The 17,609-nt window shown below is 71.5% G+C and carries 16 protein-coding genes; 7 read left to right on the forward strand and 9 right to left on the reverse strand.

Annotation, left to right across the window (positions count from 1 at the left end):
• Nucleotides 1–96: 96 nt before the first annotated feature.
• Nucleotides 97–1,647 (forward strand): FAD-binding oxidoreductase, encoded by a 1,551-nt coding sequence (locus ACFHPP_RS00840; protein WP_437161369.1) that lies wholly within the window; start codon nucleotides 97–99, stop codon nucleotides 1,645–1,647.
• 47 nt (nucleotides 1,648–1,694) lie between these two features.
• On the opposite strand, the gene ACFHPP_RS00845 is transcribed toward ACFHPP_RS00840, so the two are convergent.
• The 5 genes from ACFHPP_RS00845 to ACFHPP_RS00865 form a co-directional block, all read right to left on the reverse strand.
• A complete protein-coding gene (locus ACFHPP_RS00845) occupies nucleotides 1,695–2,891 on the reverse strand; it encodes a hypothetical protein (RefSeq protein ID WP_437161370.1) in 1,197 nt (398 codons plus the stop codon).
• Nucleotides 2,892–2,981: 90 nt separating this feature from the next.
• Nucleotides 2,982–3,920 carry a dimethyl sulfoxide reductase anchor subunit family protein gene (locus ACFHPP_RS00850; RefSeq protein WP_437161371.1) on the reverse strand — a complete coding sequence of 313 codons (939 nt, stop codon included), beginning with the start codon at nucleotides 3,918–3,920 and terminating at the stop codon, nucleotides 2,982–2,984.
• A gap of 91 nt (nucleotides 3,921–4,011) precedes the next feature.
• Entirely contained in the window at nucleotides 4,012–4,749 is a 738-nt protein-coding gene (locus ACFHPP_RS00855; protein WP_437161372.1) for a 4Fe-4S dicluster domain-containing protein, read from the reverse strand.
• Complete coding sequence (locus ACFHPP_RS00860; protein ID WP_437161373.1) at nucleotides 4,746–7,610, reverse strand: molybdopterin oxidoreductase family protein; 2,865 nt, start codon at nucleotides 7,608–7,610, stop codon at nucleotides 4,746–4,748. Before ACFHPP_RS00860 ends, ACFHPP_RS00855 begins: the two co-directional genes overlap by 4 nt.
• A gap of 60 nt (nucleotides 7,611–7,670) precedes the next feature.
• Nucleotides 7,671–8,195, reverse strand: coding sequence for a Spy/CpxP family protein refolding chaperone (locus ACFHPP_RS00865; protein ID WP_437161374.1), 525 nt, complete (start codon nucleotides 8,193–8,195; stop codon nucleotides 7,671–7,673).
• A 68-nt stretch (nucleotides 8,196–8,263) separates the two neighbouring features.
• Between ACFHPP_RS00865 and ACFHPP_RS00870 the strand changes: the two genes are divergently transcribed.
• Complete coding sequence (locus ACFHPP_RS00870; protein WP_437161375.1) at nucleotides 8,264–8,836, forward strand: Crp/Fnr family transcriptional regulator; 573 nt, start codon at nucleotides 8,264–8,266, stop codon at nucleotides 8,834–8,836.
• On the opposite strand, the gene aroC is transcribed toward ACFHPP_RS00870, so the two are convergent.
• Complete coding sequence (gene aroC, locus ACFHPP_RS00875) at nucleotides 8,833–9,936, reverse strand: chorismate synthase (protein ID WP_437161376.1); 1,104 nt, start codon at nucleotides 9,934–9,936, stop codon at nucleotides 8,833–8,835. The two genes, ACFHPP_RS00870 and aroC, sit on opposite strands and share 4 nt — an antisense overlap.
• Nucleotides 9,937–9,991: 55 nt before the next feature.
• On the reverse strand, nucleotides 9,992–10,840 hold the full coding sequence (gene fabI / locus ACFHPP_RS00880) for an enoyl-ACP reductase FabI (protein ID WP_430669873.1): 849 nt from the start codon (nucleotides 10,838–10,840) through the stop codon (nucleotides 9,992–9,994).
• A 166-nt stretch (nucleotides 10,841–11,006) separates the two neighbouring features.
• Here fabI and pdxH point away from each other — a divergent pair, with 166 nt between their 5' ends.
• The 3 genes from pdxH to ACFHPP_RS00895 are packed head-to-tail and all read left to right on the forward strand — an operon-like array spanning nucleotide 11,007 to nucleotide 13,952.
• Nucleotides 11,007–11,549 carry a pyridoxamine 5'-phosphate oxidase gene (gene pdxH, locus ACFHPP_RS00885; protein WP_437161680.1) on the forward strand — a complete coding sequence of 181 codons (543 nt, stop codon included), beginning with the start codon at nucleotides 11,007–11,009 and terminating at the stop codon, nucleotides 11,547–11,549.
• Nucleotides 11,546–13,027, forward strand: coding sequence for an AAA family ATPase (locus ACFHPP_RS00890; protein WP_437161377.1), 1,482 nt, complete (start codon nucleotides 11,546–11,548; stop codon nucleotides 13,025–13,027). Before pdxH ends, ACFHPP_RS00890 begins: the two co-directional genes overlap by 4 nt.
• Before the next feature lie 46 nt (nucleotides 13,028–13,073).
• On the forward strand, nucleotides 13,074–13,952 hold the full coding sequence (locus ACFHPP_RS00895; protein ID WP_437161378.1) for a universal stress protein: 879 nt from the start codon (nucleotides 13,074–13,076) through the stop codon (nucleotides 13,950–13,952).
• Between the two features lie 7 nt (nucleotides 13,953–13,959).
• Here ACFHPP_RS00895 and ACFHPP_RS00900 read toward each other — a convergent pair whose 3' ends face one another.
• Entirely contained in the window at nucleotides 13,960–14,442 is a 483-nt protein-coding gene (locus tag ACFHPP_RS00900; RefSeq protein ID WP_437161379.1) for a DUF1203 domain-containing protein, read from the reverse strand.
• Between the two features lie 200 nt (nucleotides 14,443–14,642).
• On the opposite strand from ACFHPP_RS00900, the gene ACFHPP_RS00905 reads away from it, so the two are divergent.
• Nucleotides 14,643–15,353: a pirin family protein gene (locus tag ACFHPP_RS00905; protein WP_437161380.1), complete on the forward strand. Its 711-nt coding sequence runs from the start codon at nucleotides 14,643–14,645 to the stop codon at nucleotides 15,351–15,353.
• 133 nt (nucleotides 15,354–15,486) lie between these two features.
• Nucleotides 15,487–16,812, forward strand: a complete 1,326-nt coding sequence (locus tag ACFHPP_RS00910) for a calcium-binding protein (RefSeq protein WP_437161381.1) — start codon at nucleotides 15,487–15,489, stop codon at nucleotides 16,810–16,812.
• A gap of 10 nt (nucleotides 16,813–16,822) precedes the next feature.
• Here the strand turns inward: ACFHPP_RS00910 and ACFHPP_RS00915 are convergent, their stop codons facing one another.
• Nucleotides 16,823–17,608, reverse strand: coding sequence for a hypothetical protein (locus tag ACFHPP_RS00915; RefSeq protein WP_437161382.1), 786 nt, complete (start codon nucleotides 17,606–17,608; stop codon nucleotides 16,823–16,825).
• Between the last annotated feature and the right edge of the window lies 1 nt (nucleotide 17,609).

Below are 17,609 nucleotides of genomic sequence, written 5' to 3' on the forward strand. Positions count from 1 at the left end.
GGTATGATTAAAGGAAATTTCCCAGGTCGGTGTGTGGGGTGATCTGATGCACGACGGGACGGGCCGACTGCCCCCCCGCGCCGGACGCGGCGCAGCGTGAGCAGCCTGGCGGCCGCGTTGGCCGAGCGGTTGGGGGCGGCGCATGTCAGCACCGACCTTGAAAGCTGCGCGCTGGCCGGGTCCGACCTGTTCGAGTGGCCGGATGCGGTTCCGGCCGAGATCGTCATCCGCCCCGGCAGCACCGCCGAGACCGGCATCGCCCTGCGCCTGCTGGCGGAATTCGGCCGGGCCGTGGTGCCGCGCGGCGCCGGCATGTCCTATTCCGCTGGCGTGGTGCCGAAGGGGCCGGCGGTGGTGGTGGACACCACGCGGCTCACCTCCATCAGCATCGATGCCGCGAACCTCACCGCCGTGGTCGGCGCCGGCACCACCTGGCAGGCCCTGGCGCAGGCGCTGGCACCGCACCGGCTGCGCGCGGCGCAGGCCTCCCCGGTTTCGGGTTCGGTCAGCACGGTGGGCGGCGTCGCGGCGCAGAACCTGCCGGGCACCATGGACGGCATCCTCGGCCTGGCGGTGGCGCTGGCGGATGGCAGCATCGCCCGCACCGGCGCGCTGACCCTGCAGCACGCGCCGCCCTTCTGGCGCCACATGGGGCCGGACCTCACCGGCATGTTCCTGGGCGATTGCGGCGCCTTCGGCGTGAAGACGGAGGTGGCGCTGCGCCTGGCCCCGGAATCCGAAGCCGCGCACGGCTCCTTCGCCTTCGGCAATGGCGCGGCGATGATGTCGGCGCTGGTCGAGATCGCACAATCCGTGCCGGTGGCGCGCGCCTTCGCCATGGACCCGGTGCGGGTGCGCGGCGCCGGCGACCTGCCGGCGATGGAGGCGCTGCGCACCGCCGGCGCCGTCGCCGCCCGCGCCGGCTCCGTCTACCGCGCCATGCGGGACGTGGCGGGCATTGCCGGCGGCGCCACGGCGGTCCGCGAACGCAGCCGCCCCGCCGACGCGGCCTGGACCCTGCACCTGACGGCGGAGGGCCTGACGGAGGCGGTGGCGGAAGTGGGCATCGAGGCGGCGCGCCGCATCGCCGCCGCGGCGGGCGGGCAGGAAGTGTCCGCCACCATCCCGCGGGCGCTGCGCGCGCGGCCCTACACCATCCGCGGCCTGGTCGGCCCGGCCGGGGAGCGCTGGGTGCCGGTGCATGGCATGCTGCCGCTGGCCACCGCGCGGGATTGCCTGGCGGCGCTGGAGGCGGCTCATGTCGCGATGGGCGCTGAGATGGCCGAACACGGCATCGCCGTCAGCCACATGGTCTCCTCCGCCGGGGCCTATGTCTCGATCGAGCCGATGTTCCTGTGGCGGGATGCGCTGGACCCGCTGCACCTGAAGCATCTGGCCGAGTCCAGCCGCGCCCGCTTCGCCGGCTTCGCGCCCAACCCGGCGGCGCGCGCCCTGGTGCGCCGCGCGCGGGAGGTGCTGTTCGGCGTGATGGATTCGCATGGCGCGGTGCACGCGCAGATCGGCCGCTTCTACCCGCTGGCGTCCCGCATGGACCCCGGGGCGGCGGCGCTGCTGGTGCGGGTCAAGTCCATGCTCGACCCGCGCGGCCGGATGAACCCCGGCGTGCTGGAAGGCAGCCAAGGCTGAAAAGCCCTCTCCCCCTGCTTGGGGGGAGAGGGTTGGGTGAGGGGGGGCTAGTTCGAGGACGCCACCGCCGGCGCCAGCGCCGGGTTCTTGCCGGCCGGGTGCCCCGGGTTGCGGAAGCGCAGCTCGCCTTCCGGCGCGCCATCCGGCGGTGCCACGCCGAACAGCTCCATCCGGCTGGTGCAGGCCACCGCCACCACATGGCGGGCGGCGGGTTCGGTCAGCCAGCGGCGGGCGGCGCCTTCCAGCTCCAGGCGATCCCGCAGCCCGCGCCATTCGGCGCGGTCCACATCCTCGACGAACATCGCCAGCAGGCCGGGGCGCGTGCCGCTCAGGCGGCTTTCGGCCACCAGGGCGCAGCGGCGGGTGACGGCGGCGGAAATCGAATTCTCCCGCCCCGCGCGCGCCGCCATGACGAAGACGGAGCCGCCGCCCTGGGTCACCGCCAGGTGCGCTTCCTCGCCGAACTGGGCGCGGAGCTGGGCGGGCAGGCCCTGGCGGGTCGCCTGGGCGCCGGCCAGCACCAGCGGGTCCAGCTTCAGCACCGCATCGGCGCTGGAATCCTGGCGCTTCTCGGCGGTCAGCAGGCCGGCGATGCGGCGGTGCAGCTCGGCCACCTGGCTGTCCGTCGCCATGCCGCCGGGCAGGGTCATCTTCAGCAGGTAGCGCCCGGGATGCGCGGCGAGCCAGGTCTGCAGGTCCGGGTTCACCTTGTCGACCAGCGCGCACCAGTCGCCGCGATGCACCTCCCGCCCATCCTCGGCGGACACCGTCTCGCACACCACCTCGGCCTCGACGCCCTCGCGGCGGATCAGCAGGTCGTAGGACGCATCCTCTGTTAGCCCGGCGAAGGTCACCTCGAAGCCGCGCCGGCGGTGCAGGGCTGCGGTGCGCAGCAGGTGGAACAGCGGCATCAGCGTCGCCTCGCCGGTCAGGCCGGCGGCGATCTCGGCACGCAGGCGGGCGCGCTGCGGCGTGGGCAGGCGCTCGGCCAGCTTCACCGCTTCCCGCGCGAAGGCGGTGGCATGGCGTTCGGCGGGGGTGGCGCGGGCGAGGGCCCTCGGATCGGCCAGGCGGGCCAGCACCAGTTCCAGCGCATGGCGCTGCTGCGCCGCCTTGCCGGAGAGCGAGGCCACCGCCGCGCGCTGCGTCAGGTCACCGAGCCGTTTCGCCCAGAGCCGGGCGCCGCAGAGGGTACGGAAACGGTCCAGATCGGCCGGATCGGGCCGATGATCGGCGAAGGGCATCACGATGACCTGTTCTTGATGTTCTTCCCATTCCCTAACGCTATCGGAGGGGGGAGCGTCAAGTTTCGGATACGTGATGGGGCGAAGAAATCAGCCCTCGCCGGTATAATACAAAGTTGCGGTGTGTGTTGCCTCGGCGAACATCAACCAGCGCTCGACCAGCAGCCCCAGCAATGCCGCGACGGCCCCCAGCACCAGAAGGCCGGCGCCCAGCGCGCCGCCGATTGGCAGGGCTGCCAGCGTCAGGGCCGCGGCGGCGGCGAAACCCGTCAGCGCCAAGGGCCGCAACCGGTCCCGATGCTTGCGGGCGAGCCGGAACCCCATCTCGCGCAGCAGCCAGTTCTGCTCGGTATGCGGGGGATCGAGCGGCCGGGTACGGCCGATCCGGCCCAATCCGGTGGCCGACTCGATGGTCGGTGCATCGGCTGGCGCCGGCGCGTCGATCACCTGCCAGTAGCGCCGTTTCAACAGAAGGGAGGCGACGCCGAGCGCCACGGCGAGCAGCGCCGGCACGGTGGGGCGCCCCGCGAAGCCGGACAGCGCCGCCAGCAATGCCGCGCCGGAAAAGGCGGAGAACAGCAGGTAGCCCGGCGCCACCAATTCCTGGTGCCACTGCCGGATCGGCTTGAGCGAGGCGTAGATCATCGCGGTGCACCAAACCGTTGCCGCGGCCCCCGCCGCCGCCAGCAGACCTGCAAGCGTGCCGATCGCCGGCCAGCCGAAGACCAGTGCCAGCCCGAACAGCCCGGCCGGCGCATAGGTCGCCACGGCTGCCACACCCTCCCGCGACAGCCAGGAGGACCGCCACTGCGACAGCGCCCGCCACGCCCGCTCCGGCCGGCCGAGATGCAGCAGGGAGGAAAGCAGCCCGGCGGTGATCAGCAGCAGAGCCAAGCCCAGCGCCAGCAGCGCGAAGCCCGGCCAGGCCGACATCAGCCCGAGTGGCCGCAGCACGCCGAGCCAGAACAGCAGGCCGTAGCCGGCGCCGGAGGCGGTGGTGAAGAAGACGATAGACGGCGCCGGGTTCACGTCGAGCAGATCCTGGACAGCCCTCTCCCCCCGCCGGGGCGAGAGGGGTGGGTGAGGGGGGCCGCCTGCGGCGCTTCCGCCATGGCACGGCTCATCGGCTCAGCGCCCGGTCGAGCCAGCGCAGCAGCGGGTTCCTGATGTCCTGCGTGGCCAGGTCCGCCTCCGCCGGCGGGTTCGGATTCGGCGCCGGACGCTGCCGCGGCGGCAGGTACTTGTTGACCGGGCCGTAGCCCAGCTCCGGCATCAGGTCGTAGCCGCCGCGCGACGCCACCAGTTGCGACACGGCGCTTTGCGGGTCGCCGAGGTCGCCGAAATGGCGCGCGGAGACCGGGCAGGCGATGACGCAGGCCGGCTGGCGCTGCGGCTCCGGGATGGTTTCGTTATAGATGCGGTCGACGCAGAGGGTGCATTTCTTCATCACCCCCGCATCCTCGTCCATCTCCCGCGCGCCGTACGGGCAGGCCCAGGCGCACAGCCCGCAGCCGATGCAGGCCTCCGCGTTGACCAGCACGATGCCGTCCTCGGCCCGCTTGTAGCTGGCGCCGGTGGGGCAGACGGTGACGCAGGCCGGCGTCTCGCAATGCAGGCAGGATCGCGGGAAATGCACGGTGCGCCCGGCCTCGCCCTCGCCGGCTTCGTAGGAATGCACGCGGTTGAACCACACGCCCTCGGCCCCGGCCGAATAGGGCTGGAAGTCGGGCAGGGGGGCGGAATGGCCGCCGGCGTTCCATTCCTTGCAGTTGGTGGCGCAGGCCTGGCAGCCGACGCAGGTGTCCAGGTCGATGACCAGGCCGAGTTTCTTTGCGGAGGGTGGCGGCAATTCGGTCATCGCGCCGGCTCCCGGATGATGAGCGGCACGGCCGGCATGTTCGGCGGTGGCTTCATGGTCGGCGGATGCGGCGAGGTGTGGCCGAACTCATGCGGCGCGCATTTCGTGACGGAGACGCGCAGGTCGTACCAGGCGGCCTGGCCAGTCACCGGGTCGGCGTTGGCACTCCGGAACCCTTCCTGGGCCGGCAGCCATTCGGTGATGACGTGGTTGAGCAGGAAGCCCTTCTCGGCCTCCGGGCTGTCGGCCGAAAGCTGCCAGGCGCCGCTGCGCTTGCCGATGGCATTCCAGGTCCACACCGTGTCCGGGTTCACGCCTTCCATCAGCGTCACCTGGCCCTTCACCCGCCCGGCGCGGCTTTCGACCCAGACCCAGTCATCCTGCGCGATGCCCTGCTTCGTCGCCGTGGCGCGCGACATGTACAGCCGGTTGGCGCCGTGGATCTGCCGCAGCCAGGCATTCATCGAGCCCCAGGAATGGTACATCGCCATCGGCCGCTGCGTGACGGCGGACAGCGGATAGGGCGTGACGTCATGCGCCTGCTGGTCGAGCGGCGCATACCAGAAGGGCAGCGGGTCGAAATAGGTTTCGATGCGCGCGCGCAGCCGGTCCGGCGGCTGGCGCTTGCCGTGGCCCTGGGCGGCGAGGCGGAACTTCTGCAACGGCTCCGACCAGATCTGCATGACGATCTGGTTGGACTGCCCCATCATCCCCATCGCCTTGGCTTCATCCAGGTAGGCGCGGTTGGCCTGCTTGAAGTAGCCCTGCTCGGGCGGCAGCTTGTGCTGCCAGAAGCAGCCATTCTCGATGTATTTCGCGAGCTGGTCGGGGTTCGGTTCGCCGACGCCTTTCTTCGTCCCGTCCTCCCCGCGCCAGCCGGCCAACGGGCCGACGCCCGGCATGCGCTGGTGGTTGGTGATGTAGTCCGGATAGTCCCTCCAGCGCGGCGAGCCATCCTCCTTCACGAAGGCGGGCAGGCCGAGGCGCGCGCCCAATTCGATCAGCACGTCCTGGAACGGCCGCACGTCGCGGTCCGGCTTGATGACGGGCTGGCGGATCGCATCGCCCGGCCCATGCGCGCTGCCGATCGGGCGGTCGAGGATGGAGATGCAGTCCCAGCGTTCCAGATACGTCGTGTCGGGCAGGATCAGGTCGGCATAGGGCACCGTCTCGCTGAAGAAGGCATCAGCATAGATGACGTGCGGGATGCGGTAGCTGCCATCCGGGTTCTGCTCCGTCAGGATGCGGATGGTCTCGATCGGGTTCATCGCGCTGTTCCACGCCATGTTCGCCATGAACATGAACAGCGTGTCGATCGGGTAGGGGTCGCCGGCGCCGGCATTGTGGATGACGGTGTGCATCATCCCGTGCAGGCCGAGCGGTGCCTCCCAGCTGAAGGCCTTGTCGATCCGCAGCGGATGCCCGTCATCATCCACCAGCAGGTCGTCCGGCCCGTGCGGGAAGGCGAGCAGGTTGCCGGCGATCGGCGTGTTCGGCGCGAAGTTTCGGCCCGCCGGCCCCGGCCCCGGCGGGATCGGCCGCGGGAAGGGCGATTTGTAGCGCCAGGAGCCCGGCGTATCGACGGCGCCCAGCAGCATCTGCAACAGGTGCAGCGCGCGGCAGGTGTGGAAGCCGTTCGAATGGGCGGAGATGCCGCGCATGGCGTGGAAGGAGATCGGCCGGCCCACCATCGTCTCGTGCCGCCGGCCCAGCGCATCGGTCCAGGGTTGCTCCAGCGTGATCGTCTGGTTGAAGGCGACGTCGGCGATCTCGTCGGCGAGCCGCACGATCCGTTCGGCGCTGATGCCGCAGCGTTCGGCGACCGCCGCCGGCGCATACTCCGCACCGAGGTAGCGTTCCGCCATCAGCTGAAATACCGGCACCGCCTTGCGGCCGTCAGTCAACGAAAACTCGCCGACGATGGCCGGCTGCATCTCGGCCGTCGCCGCATCGCGCGGCGCCTGCGCCACGCGGTCCCATGCCATCGGCTTGCCATCGCCGTCGCGCAGGAACAGCCCGTCATCCGCGCCACCCGCGTTGCGGACCACCAGCCAGGCCGCATTGGTGTAGCGCACCAGGAATTCGAGATCGACGCGATCCGTCCGCAGCAGCTCATGCATCAGCGCCATCACCAGCAGCCCGTCCGTGCCGGGACGGATGCCGATCCACTCATCGGCGATGGCGGAATAGCCGGTGCGCACCGGGTTCACCGAGACGAACTTCGCCCCGCGCGCCTTCATCTTGCCGAGGCCGATCTTGATCGGGTTGCTGTCGTGGTCCTCCGCCACGCCGAACATCACCAGGTACTTCGAGCGCTCCCAGTCGACCTCGCCGAATTCCCAGAAGCTGCCGCCGATGGTGTACAGCCCGCCGGCCGCCATGTTCACCGAACAGAAGCCGCCATGCGCCGCGAAATTCGGCGTGCCGAACTGCGCCGCCCAGAAGCCGGTCAGGGATTGCGACTGGTCGCGGCCGGTGAAGAAGGCGAGGCGCTCCGGCGCCGTCTGCCGGACGTTGCGCAGCCAGCCGGTCGCGGTCTCCATCGCCTCGGCCCAGGAAATCTCGGCATATTCGCCGGAGCCGCGCGGGCCGACCCGCTTCAGCGGCGCCTGCAGCCGCGCCGGCGAGTACTGCGTCATGATCCCGGCGCTGCCCTTGCCGCAGATCACGCCGCGGTTCACGGGGTGGTCCGGATTTCCCTCGATGTAGCGGACGCGGCCGTCCTTCAGGTGGACCTTGATGCCGCAGCGGCAGGCGCACATGTAGCAGGTGGTGGTCTTCACCGCGTCGCCGATCGGGCGCTGCGTCTCGACCGTCTCGCCCTGGCCGGTCATACGGCGTGGCAGGTGGGTATCCGGCATGCTGTCCTCCGCGGCCCCCGAGTGTCGCGAAGGATCGGGCCGGCGGGAAGCCCCCTTCGCTCAGCGCGGGGCGTAGCCGCGCAGGCTGGCATAGGTGGCGCGCTGCGCCGGGGTGAGTGCGGCCCGCATGCCGATATGGGCGGCCAGGTGCACCTCCCGCAGCCGCCCCGTCAGGCCACCCAGCGCCGCCGTCAGCGCGGCCAGCGGCCCGGCCTCGGCCTGGCCGCCGGCGAACAGCGCATCCAGCTCCGCCTCCACCGCCAGGATGCGGGCGCCGAGGGCGCGGGCCTCGGCCGCCATGGCGTCGCGCAGCCGCGCCGCCTCGGCGCGCTGGTCCGTGGTCAGCGCCAGCGCCTCGGCATGTTCCAGCACGTGCATCGGGCCGGGATAGCCGTTCAGCTCCGCCGCCAGGGCCAGCGCCATGCCGCGCCCCGCCAGCAGGTCCGCGGCCTGTTCGGGCGAGATGGCCTTGATGGCGCGGGCCTGCATCCCGGCATAGGGCTGCGCGGCTGGCGGGTGGTGATGCGCGTGCTGTGCGGCGGCGGGCAGGGCGAACAGGCAGGCCAGGGCGATCAGGCGGCGCATGCGGGCGGGTCCTCGGCGGTTGCCGCCTGATAGCGCCGGCGCGGCGCGGGCCGTATGATCCTGGTCACATGACCCTGCCCAGCCTGCCACATGGCCACAGCCGCAGCCTTTCCGCCGGGGAGGCGCTGTTCCGCACCGGAGACCTCTGCATCGGCCTGGTCCTGGTCCGGCGCGGGGCGCTGGAACTGCGCCGCGTCTCCGTCGAGGGCCGCACCGCCATCCTGCACCGCGCCGGCCCGGGCGAGAGCTTCGCCGAGGCGGCGCTGTTCGCCGAGACGCATCATTGCGACGGCATCGCCGCCCTGGCGTCCGAGGTCACCATCCACCCAGCCGCCGCGCTGCACCGCGCCGCCACCGCCGACCCCGCGCTGGCCTGGGCGCTGGCCGCGCACCTTGCGGCGCGGCTGGTGGAGGAACGCGCGCGGGCGCAGCGCCTGGCCCTGCCACGGGCCGAGGATCGCCTGCTGGACCTGCTCGGCGCGCTGCCCGCCGCACCCGACGGCACGCGGCGCATCGGCCGGAGCTGGAAGGCGGTTGCCGCCGAACTCGGCCTGACGCATGAGGCCGTCTACCGCGCCCTGGCGCGGCTCGAAGGCGCCGGGCGGCTGGCGCGGCCTGCGCCGGGCGTGGTGCGGATCTAGTTGCGTGGGAGCCTTGCGCGGACGGGCGCATCCGGGTTCTGCGCGCGGTGGCGCAGCAGGTGGTCGGCCAGCACCAGGGCCAGCATGGCCTCGCCCACCGGGACGGCGCGGATGCCGACGCAGGGGTCGTGCCGGCCCTTGGTCAGCACCTCGACCTCCTGCCCGAAGCGGTCCACCGATTGGCGCGGCGTCAGGATGGAACTGGTCGGCTTCACCGCGAAGCGGGCCACGATGGGTTGCCCCGTGGAGATGCCGCCGAGGATGCCGCCGGCGTGGTTGGAGGCGAACAGGACCTCGCCGCCCGGTCCCATCCGCATCTCGTCCGCATTGCCTTCGCCGGAAAGGGCGGCGGCGGCGAAGCCATCGCCGATCTCGACACCCTTGACGGCATTGATGCCCATCAGCGCCGCGGCCAGGTCCGCATCCAGCTTGCCATAGATCGGCGCGCCAAGGCCGGGCGGCACGCCTTCCGCCACCACTTCCACGATGGCGCCGAGGGAGGAGCCGGATTTGCGGGCGGCGGTCAGCCGCGCCTCCCACCGCGCGGCGGCGGCGGGGTCGGGGCAGAAGAAGGGGTTGTTGTCGACCTCGGCCCAGTCGAAGCTTTCGCGGTCGATGGCATCGCCGCCCATGTTCACCAGCGCGCCACGGATGGTCACGCCTTCCAGCACGCGCCGCGCGATGGCGCCGGCGGCGACCCGCATCGCGGTCTCCCGCGCCGAGGAGCGGCCGCCGCCGCGATAGTCCCGCACGCCGTATTTCAGCTCATAGGTCAGGTCGGCGTGGCCGGGGCGGAAGCGGTCCTTGATCTCGCCGTAGTCCTTGGACCGCTGGTCCGTGTTCTCGATGTGCAGCGCGATGGGGGTGCCGGTGGTGACGCCCTCGAAGGTGCCGGACAGGATGCGGACGGCATCCGCCTCCTGCCGCTGGGTCACGAATTTGGACTGCCCGGGGCGGCGGCGATCCAGGTACGGCTGGATATCGGCCTCGGTCAGCGCCAGGCGCGGCGGGCAGCCATCGACGACGCAGCCGATGGCGGCGCCGTGGGATTCGCCCCAGGTGGTGACGCGGAACAGGTGGCCGAAGGTGTTGTGGGACATGGTGCGCCTCGCTTACCGCAATGTTCGGCGCGGCGCGAGGCACCCTCGTCCGGGGTCAGACCGTCGCGATATCCGGCGCATCCGGGTTCTTCATCCCCACGACGTGGTAGCCGCAATCCACGTGGTGGACTTCGCCCGTCACGCCGGAGGCGAGGTCGGACAGCAGGTACAGCCCGGCGCCGCCGACATCCTCGATGGTCACGTTGCGCTCGAGCGGCGCGTTGTACTGGTTCCACTTCAGGATGTAGCGGAAATCACCGATGCCGCTGGCCGCCAGCGTCTTGATCGGCCCGGCCGAGATCGCGTTGACCCGGATGCCGGAGCGGCCGAGGTCGGCCGCCATGTAGCGCACGCTGGCCTCCAGCGCCGCCTTGGCCACGCCCATGACGTTGTAGTGCGGCGTCACGCGTTCCGCACCCAGGTAGGACATGGTGAGCAGGCTGCCGCCCGGCTTCATCAGCGGCACCGCGCGCTGCGCCACGGAGACGAAGGAGTACACTGAAATATCCATCGCCTGCAGGAAGGCCGGCCGCGGCGTGTCCATGTAGCGTCCGCGCAGGAACTGCTTGTCGGCGAAGCCGATCGCATGGACCACAAAGTCCAGGCCACCCCATTCCTGGCCCAGCCTGGCGAAGACCGCATCGACGCTGGCATCGTCCGTCACGTCGCAGGGCAGCACATGCTGGCTGCCGATGCTCTCGGCCAGCGGGCGCACCCGGCGCTCCAGCGCCTCCCCCTGGTAGGTGAAGGCGATCTCGGCGCCCTGGGCGGCCAGATGGCGGGCGATGCCCCAGGCGATCGAGCGGTCATTCGCCACGCCCATGATGACGCCGCGCTTCCCCGCCATCAGCGTGCCGGTGGGCACCCCTGTGCTGGCGGGTTCGGACGTGACGTCATCTGGCATGGGGAAGGGGCCTCGGCGCCTGGTTGCGATGGGCTTCCGGTGGTGGCACATGCCCTTGCCACGGGCAAGGGGCCTCTCACCTGTCGGCCTCCCACCGGCCGCCAGCAGGAGACGCGCCTTGGATACCCCGACGCAGGACGACCCCATCGCCGTCTTCGAGGATTGGATGGCGGAAGCCGCGAAGTCCGAGCCGAACGACCCGAACGCCGTCTGCCTGGCCACCGCCACGCCGGAGGGGCGTCCTTCCGCCCGCATGGTGCTGCTGAAGGGCGTCGATGCGGAAGGCTTCGTCTTCTACACCAACCTCGAAAGCCGCAAGGGCGGCGAGCTGGCTGCCAACCCCTTTGCCGCGCTGTGCTTCCACTGGAAAACCCTGCAACGCTCGGTGCGCGTCGAGGGGCGCGTGGAACAGGTCCCGGACGCGGAGGCGGATGCCTACTACGCCTCCCGCGCCCGCGGGTCGCGCATCGGCGCCTGGGCCAGCCGGCAGTCCCGCCCGCTGGAAAGCCGCTTCGCGCTGGAGAAGGCGGTGGCGGAACAGACGCTGCGCTTCGGCCTGGGCGAAATTCCGCGCCCCTCGCACTGGTCCGGCTTCCGGCTGCGGCCGGACCGCATGGAGTTGTGGCGGGACATGCCGTTCCGGTTGCACGAGCGCCGCGTCTTCCACCGCCATGGCGATGGCTGGACGCTGGAGATGCTCTACCCGTGATCCCGCCCGGACAGGCGGACGCGGCGACCCTGCTGCGGCGCCTGGCTGGCGCTGACCCGGTGGAGACGCATATCTCGGCCGTCTTCATCGGGCCGGACACGGTGTGGAAGCTGAAGAAGGCGGTGCGCCTCGGCTTTCTCGATTTCTCCGAACTGGCGGCGCGGGAGCATTTCTGCCGCCGTGAGCTGGCGCTGAACCAGCCGCACGCGCCGGGCCTGTACCGCGACGTGGTGCCTGTCACGCGCCAGGAGGGCGGCGACCTGGCACTCGATGGCGGTGGCGAGAAGGTGGATTGGGTGCTGCGCATGGCGCCCGTCCCGCCCGGCGATTTCCTCGACGTCATCGCCCGGCGCGGCGGGCTGACGCCGGCGCTGCTGGATGCCGCCGCCGATGCCGTGGTGGCGCTGCACCAGGCCGCCGCGCCGGCGCCACGCGATTTCGACGCGCCGGCCGCCGCCGGCCGCGTGCTCGCGGGCAACATCCGGGACTGCCGCGCGACCGGGCTGCCGGAGCCGGAGGTCGCCGAACTTGGCGCCGCGATGCAGACGCGGCTGGCGGCGCTGGCGCCGCACCTCGCGGCCCGTGCCGCCGCGGGCTGCGTGCGCCGCTGCCATGGCGACCTGCACCTCGGCAACCTGTGCCTTTGGGAGGGCCGGCCGACGCCCTTCGATGCGCTGGAATTCGACGAGGCGCTGGCCACCACGGATACCGGCTACGACCTCGCCTTCCTGCTGATGGATCTGTGCCAGTTCGGCCAGCGCGCGTCCGCGAACCGGGTGATGAACCGCTATCTGGCCCGCACCGGCGATTTCGGGCTGCTGCCGGCGCTCGGCTTCTGGATGGCGCTGCGGGCGATGGTGCGCGCGCATGTCGAGGCACGGCGCGGCGGCGACGGGCATCGCTACCTGGTCGCGGCGCGGGACTTCCTGCGCCCGGTGGCGCCGCGGCTGGTCGCGGTGGGCGGGTTGCAGGGCACCGGCAAGACCGTGCTGGCGCGCGATTTGGCGCCCGATCTCGGCGTGGCGCCCGGCGCGCTGCACCTGCGGACGGATGAGACGCGCAAGCGCCGCGCCGGCGTGGCGCCGGAAGCGCGCCTGCCCGCCGCTGCCTACGCCTCGCCGGAAAGCCAGGCGGTGCATGCGGAGATCTACACCGTGGCGCGGCAGGCTTTGGCCGCCGGGCATTCCGTGGTGCTCGACGCCGTGTTCCTGGACCCGGCGCAGCGCCGGGCGGCGGAGGATGCGGCGCGCCCGCAACCCTTCACCGGCCTGTGGCTGGCCGCGCCGATGGACCTGCTGCGCCGCCGCGTCGCCGCCCGCACGGCCGAGGGACGCGATGCCTCCGACGCCACGGTGGAGGTGCTGGAACGGGCGGCGACCGCCGATCCGGGCGCGATCACCTGGACGATCCTGGATGCCACGGACGCTTTCGATGCCGCGCGGGCCACACTGGCCTTGCGCCCCCGGAATAGGGCATAAAGGCGTCGGGAAGGCTTTGAGACCAACTGGATAAAGGAGAGGCGCGATGGCCTATCGACGCCTGTTGCTGCCGCTGACCGGAACCGCCGCCGGCGAGGCCGCCCTCGCCACCGCGCTGAAGGTGGCCAGGATCTGGAGCGCGCACCTGCACTGCCTGCATGTCCGCGTCGATGCGCGCGATGTCGCGCCGCTGGCCGGCGAAGGCCTGTCGGGCGCGATGATCGAGGAGATGATGGCCGCGACCGAACGCGAAAGCGGCGAACGCGCCGGCCGCGTCCGCGCGCTGTTCGAGCGGTTCACCGCGACGCATGGCGACCTCACCATGGCGTCGAACCCGGACACCGCGCTGAAGGTGCCGGGCGTCACCCTGTCCTTCGAATCGATCGCGGGCCGGGAGGAGGATGTGGTGGCGCAGCAGTCGCGCCTCTACGACATGGCGGTGGTGCCGCATCCGGAGGCGGATGAGGATGTCTCCTCCTCCGACGCGCTGCATGCCGTGCTGTTCGATTCGGGGCGCCCGGTGCTGATCGCGCCGCGCGTGGCGCCGGATGTGATGGGCAAGCGCATCTGCATCGCCTGGAACGGCAGCGCCGAAAGCGCCGCCGCGGTTGCCGCCGCATTGCCCTGGCTGCACCAGGCGGAGGCCGTGCGCATCCTGCATTCCGAGGACTACCAGCGCCGCGGCCCCTCCGCCGACGGGATCCGCGCCTATCTGCGCTGGCACGAGATCGAGGCCGAGACGGTGGCCTTCAAGTCGCAGACGCGGGAAGTCGGCGCCGGGCTGCTGGGCGCGGCGCGCGACTTCGGCGCGGATCTGATGTGCCAGGGCGCCTACAGCCATTCGCGGCTGCGGCAGTTGATCCTGGGCGGCGTGACGCGGCACGTGCTGGAGAATTCGGAAATCCCGATCCTGATGTGCCGCTGAGCGGCGCCTAGGCGCACTTCTCCACCGCCGTCAGCAGGCAACCCGGCCGCGCCGTGTGGATGTTGACGTGGCGCGTGCGCGGGTCCGCCAGCGCCCGCGCCAGCGGCGCCGCCACCGCTTCGCCCTCGACCACCTGGCCGAGGTCGTAGAGGCACAGATCCTCGGCGTCATAGGCGCGGACGGAAACCAGGCCGTTCGCCAGCACGATCGGCGCGACCTCGCCCTCCGCCGCGAAGCGCGTGCAATCGGCAGCCTCGGCGTGCAGGAAGATCGGGCTCGGCGTCCAGTAGACGCCCTGCGGCCGCGGCAGGTCGTAGCTGCCCAGCAGCATGGTCTCGCCGGCCTGCCCGAGCCGCAGGCAGTGGCGGCAGGGGAAGCCGGGGCCGTCCACCCTGCGGCGCAGCAGCGCGTTGCCGCGGTCGTCGCGGCCTGTTTCGCGCCAGCGTGTCGCGGTCTCGGTGGGGATGGGCAGGCAGCGGAAGCGGGTCATGGCGTGGGCTCCTTCGGACACCGGGGATGCCCGGACTGCGCAACGCCGCGCCATCCGGCCGGTGCGCCGGCTCGCCATTCATCGGCTGAATGAGGCCGATCGGAACGCCACCGCTGCAAGCCGGCGGCCGATCCCCTATCTCACCGCCCGACAGACAGCGGCCCCGGCGCATCGCCCCGGCCCAGCGGGAGACCCTTCCGATGATCGACGTACGACCCTTCGCCACCCTCGGCGGCGCCAACCATGGTTGGCTCAACGCGAAGCATCACTTCTCCTTCGCGAACTACCACGACCCGAAGCGCATGAGCTGGGGCAAGCTGCGCGTCTGGAACGACGACGAGATCGCCGCCGGCACCGGCTTCGACGCGCATCCGCACCGCGACATGGAGATCATCACCTATGTCCGGGAAGGTGCGATCACCCACAAGGACAACCTCGGCAACGAGGGCCGCACCGCGGCGGGCGACGTGCAGATCATGTCCGCCGGCACCGGCGTGGTGCATGCGGAATACAACCTGGAGCCCGAGACGACGAAGATCTTCCAGATCTGGATCATGCCGGATGTCCGCGGCGCCAAGCCGAACTGGGGCGCCAAGGAGTTCCCGAAGGCGACCCGGGAGGCCGGTTTCGAGGTTCTGGCCTCCGGCCGTCCGGGCGACGCAGGCACGGGTGCGCTGCCGCTGAACGTCAATGGCGCGGTGATGGCGGCGACCCTGGCCAAGGGCCAGACCCTGACGCAGGACCTGGCCCCCGGCCGCGCCGCCTACCTGGTGGTTGCCAAAGGCGCAGCCACGGTGAACGGGGCGGCGCTGGCCGAGCGGGACGGCGCCGGCATTGTCGACGAGCCAGCCTTCTCCATCACGGCGGAAGAGGATGCGGAGCTGGTGCTGGTGGAAGTGGCCAAGGAATGAGGATGGCCCCGGGGCGCGCGACGCGCCCCGGGCTGCGCGACGTCTCAGCGCAATCATTTATTGACGCTTGCATTCAATTTGATGCAGCTTCTTTATCGTTCCGGTTCAAATCCTGGCCGCACCGGAGCGCCGCATGCAGATTGGTATCCTCACCGTCCTTCGCGGCGCCCAGAACGGCTTTATCACGCTGGAGCCGATCTGGCTGTTCACCGCGGGCCCGGAACGGACCGTGTCGCTCGACGTGGCGGATTGGGGTGACGGGGCCAGCGAGGTCTTCACGCCGCAGGTGCCCTCCTTCGCCTTCACCCACTCCCATGTCTATGCCGGCGCGCCGGGCCAGCCGCTCGCACTCGACAGCGTCGCCCGCTTCAACGTGACGATCCTCGACGCGCCGGCCGTCTCCGTCCAGGAGGTCTCGCTTTACCTGGCGCGGGAGGCCGTGGCGGGCGTGACCTTGGCCGTGGACGCTGGGCGCCGCAGCCTGGTCGTCCTTGGGGCCGGCGGCAGCACGGTCGAGGGGGGCGCGCAGGACGATACTGTTTATGGCAGCTCCGGCGGCGACCTGATCTCGGGCCGTGCCGGCAACGACCTGATCGATGGCGCGGGCGGCGACAACAGGCTCCTCGGCGGGACTGGCAATGACACCCTGTCGGCCGGGGACGGCAATGACCGCCTGATCGGCGGGACTGGCGACGACATCCTCAACGGCGGTGGCGGCAACGATACCCTGACCGGTGGCGACGGCGCAGACGTCCTGTACGGCGTTGCGGGCACGAACAGGCTGATCGGCGGCGCCGGCAACGACCAGATCATCGGCGGCACCGGGGACGACCGGATCCGTGGCGATGCCGGTGCCGATTCGGTGTGGGGCGGTGCCGGCGATGATCTCATCCAGGGCAATGATGGCGACGACCTGATCTACGGCGAGGATGGCCGCGACCTGCTGAATGGCGGGGCCGGGGCCGATACGCTGAATGGCGGCGATGGCGAAAACACGCTGCTGGGAGGCGAAGGCGACGATCTGCTGGTTGGCGGCTGGGACAACGACCTGATCAAGGGCGGGGCTGGCAACGACTACCTCATTGGTGGCGCCGGCGACGACAAGCTGATCGGGGGTGCCGGCGCCGATACCTTCTACGGCGGCACGGGCGCCGATCTGCACCAGAGCCAGGCCGACGGGGCACAGGATGTCTTCATGTTCGTCGACCGTGCCGATGGCGGCGATCTCATCCGCGGCTTCGTCAGCGGCGAGGACGTGATCCGGATCTTCTTCGGCATCGCCGGGCCGCTGGTGCAGGGCGTGGCACCTGTGGCCGGCGCGGAATCGACCCTGCTGTTCAACACCACCAACAGCGAGCTGCGTTTCGACATGGATGGCCTGGGCGGCGATGACCCGGTGCCGATCGCGACGCTGCGCGGCGTGACCGCCCTGGTGGAGGGCGATGTGATCTTCGGCTGACCAGGCCGGCTCAGGCCGGCGCGAGGATCAGCCCCAGCGCCATCCGCAACACCCCGACCGGGTCCCGCCCCGGGCCGCGCGCGACCAGCGCCCGGTGGCAGCCCGGCAGCACCGCCTGGCGCGCCCCGGGCAGCAGGGCGGAGGCGACGGGCACCAGCCCGTCATTCGGCCCGGCGCCCTGGCCCTGCATCCAGCGCGCCAGCGGGCGGTAGAGCCCGTCGCGCCAGTCATGGCCCTCGGCGCGGAGTTCGGTCGCCAGCGTGACGACCGGCAGCCCGGCGGTCAGCGCCGCCACCTGTGGCGCATGCGCGCGCATCCATCCCTGCCGCGCCGGCGTCGTCAGGTCCCGCAACCCGCGTCCGGTGCCGAGGCGCGACAGCCGGGCAAGATGATGCACCGCCATCAGCACAGGCCGCCGCGCCAGCAGCAGATCCGCGACCGGCGAGCCGAAGAAGGGCGATTGCAAGGCGATGAAGCCGTGGCAGCGCGCCGCCATGCCGGGCACCAGCAGCGCCGCCAGCGCCTCCAGCCCGCCCTTGGAATGTCCGACGAGGAGGGCCGGGCGCGGGTCCGACAGGATGGCCGCGGCGATGCGGCCGGCATTCACGCCGACCGGTGCTGCGGTCGGCAGCTTCACCACCTGCACCGCCACGCCGAGGCCGGTGAGCCAGGCAAGCTGGCCGCCCATGTAGTCCATGCCCACGGGGGCGAGGCCGGCGATGACCTCGCCCAGCAGGCCGTAGCACAGCAGCACCCTTGTGCCCGACAGATGCCGTGCGAGCGCCGCGTCGTCCATG

Source organism: Falsiroseomonas sp. E2-1-a20, assembly GCF_051433195.1.
Taxonomy (GTDB): Bacteria; Pseudomonadota; Alphaproteobacteria; order Acetobacterales; family Acetobacteraceae; genus Falsiroseomonas.

Coding starts and splice junctions, on each gene's coding strand:
- ACFHPP_RS00845 (WP_437161370.1), bottom strand. CDS start 2,891: ATGCCCTTCGCCGATCATCGGCCCGATCCGGCCGATCTGGACCGTTTC.
- ACFHPP_RS00855 (WP_437161372.1), bottom strand. CDS start 4,749: ATGACCGAATTGCCGCCACCCTCCGCAAAGAAACTCGGCCTGGTCATC.
- ACFHPP_RS00860 (WP_437161373.1), bottom strand. CDS start 7,610: ATGCCGGATACCCACCTGCCACGCCGTATGACCGGCCAGGGCGAGACG.
- ACFHPP_RS00865 (WP_437161374.1), bottom strand. CDS start 8,195: ATGCGCCGCCTGATCGCCCTGGCCTGCCTGTTCGCCCTGCCCGCCGCC.
- ACFHPP_RS00870 (WP_437161375.1), top strand. CDS start 8,264: ATGACCCTGCCCAGCCTGCCACATGGCCACAGCCGCAGCCTTTCCGCC.
- aroC (WP_437161376.1), bottom strand. CDS start 9,936: ATGTCCCACAACACCTTCGGCCACCTGTTCCGCGTCACCACCTGGGGC.
- fabI (WP_430669873.1), bottom strand. CDS start 10,840: ATGCCAGATGACGTCACGTCCGAACCCGCCAGCACAGGGGTGCCCACC.
- pdxH (WP_437161680.1), top strand. CDS start 11,007: ATGGCGGAAGCCGCGAAGTCCGAGCCGAACGACCCGAACGCCGTCTGC.
- ACFHPP_RS00895 (WP_437161378.1), top strand. CDS start 13,074: ATGGCCTATCGACGCCTGTTGCTGCCGCTGACCGGAACCGCCGCCGGC.
- ACFHPP_RS00900 (WP_437161379.1), bottom strand. CDS start 14,442: ATGACCCGCTTCCGCTGCCTGCCCATCCCCACCGAGACCGCGACACGC.
- ACFHPP_RS00905 (WP_437161380.1), top strand. CDS start 14,643: ATGATCGACGTACGACCCTTCGCCACCCTCGGCGGCGCCAACCATGGT.
- ACFHPP_RS00910 (WP_437161381.1), top strand. CDS start 15,487: ATGCAGATTGGTATCCTCACCGTCCTTCGCGGCGCCCAGAACGGCTTT.
- ACFHPP_RS00915 (WP_437161382.1), bottom strand. CDS start 17,608: ATGGACGACGCGGCGCTCGCACGGCATCTGTCGGGCACAAGGGTGCTG.